This window comes from Mesorhizobium sp. M7A.F.Ca.CA.004.12.1.1, assembly GCF_003997835.1.
Classification (GTDB): Bacteria; Pseudomonadota; Alphaproteobacteria; order Rhizobiales; family Rhizobiaceae; genus Mesorhizobium.
Map to the genome: position 1 here is coordinate 1 of NZ_RZRK01001146.1, position 1,421 is coordinate 1,421.

The following is a 1,421-nucleotide window of genomic DNA, read 5'->3' on the forward strand; positions in this document are numbered from 1 at the left end:
GTCGTGGTGTCGGCCTGATGACCGCGCTTGGCGAGCGCATCGCCACGCGGCCGAACCAGCGCTTCTCGATGGCGACACCGGACAGCACGGGATAGAGCCGCCGCAGCGCCCGCTCGAGATGCGCCCAGTCGCCGGCGCTCGTCGGCAGCGCCATGCGACCCCGGCCGCCAAGCACCAGCCGGCCGTCGGCGCTCTTGCGGTAGTAGACGAGGATGCGCCTGGAGTCCGACACCGCCTGCCCTTCCGGCAGGATCGTGGCCGCCAGATCGGGCGACAGCGGCGCTGTGGCGATCTGAAAGGAATGCAGCGGCACGATCGTCTGAGCGAGACCGGGGATCAGACCGTCCGTATAGGCGTTTGTCGCCAGCACGACCGCCTTTGCCTGCAATTGCACCCCGTTTTCAGTTGAAACACGCCAAACGCCGGCGCTGTTGTCTAGCCGAACCACCTTCTGGTGTCCGGCTACCCTCACTCCAGCCGCGGTCGCGACCCGGGCAAATTCCGACGTGTAGGCGAGCGGATCGATCACACCGGCGCGGCGGTCGAGCCAGCCGCCGAGATAGCCCTGCGCACCGGTCCTGGCCGCGATCTCCGCTGCATCGAGCAACCGGACGTCGGCACCACGCGCGTGCCATTGCCGGTCGCGGTTCGCCGCCGCCTTCAGCGCGGCCTCCGTGTGCGCCGCCTGGATCCAGCCATTGCGGACGAACGGCACCGCCAGCTTCTCGTCGCGGATCAGCTCGAACACCGCATCGGCAGTCGACGCCGCGAAATTGACGAGCGCCTCGCCGCGCTCCGGGCCAAAATGCTCCAGCAGCCATTCCGGATCGTATTTCAGGCCGGGAATGACCTGACCGCCATTCAAGCCCGATGCGCCCTGGCCGATCTCGCCGGCGTCCAGCACCTGCACCGACAGGCCAAGCCGGGCGGCATGCAAGGCGGTCGACAAGCCCATGATGCCACCGCCAACGATGGCGAGATCGACACGTTCGCCATTGGGAAGCCATTGAAACGTGGAAGCTGTCTGTGGCTTGCGCCAGATCGGATCGGAGAATGCTGTCGCCAAAGGTCACCTGACTGCGCTGCGATTGGTGAAAATCCTAGTCAGAATTTCACAATTTTGAAAGAGCGCCCTGGCTTTCGTCTGTGGACTGCCGCCGAGACGATCGGAGACCCAGAGTTCCGATCGCCCGCGACGGGATAGACCTTTGACGGGAATCCGGTGAAAGTGCCGCGCCGATCCGGCCAACCCACATTGACGATCACTTCGCCACATTGTCGATCACTCAGAGGACAGAGCGCTATGACGAACCCGACCCACCTGCCCACAGAGGGCCTTTTTGTCGGACGCGCCAGAAGCAGCGATGCCGCATACCCGCTGGTCGTCGCGGTGCGCGATGGCACGGTCTTCGACATCACCT

Annotated in this window: 1 protein-coding gene; it reads right to left on the reverse strand. The window is 65.2% G+C overall.

The genetic code is table 11. The features are described from left to right. On the reverse strand, positions 1–1,066 hold a 1,066-nt coding region (locus EN984_RS34555), incomplete at its 3' end, for an FAD-dependent oxidoreductase (protein ID WP_164765921.1). Positions 1,067–1,421 lie beyond the last annotated feature (355 nt).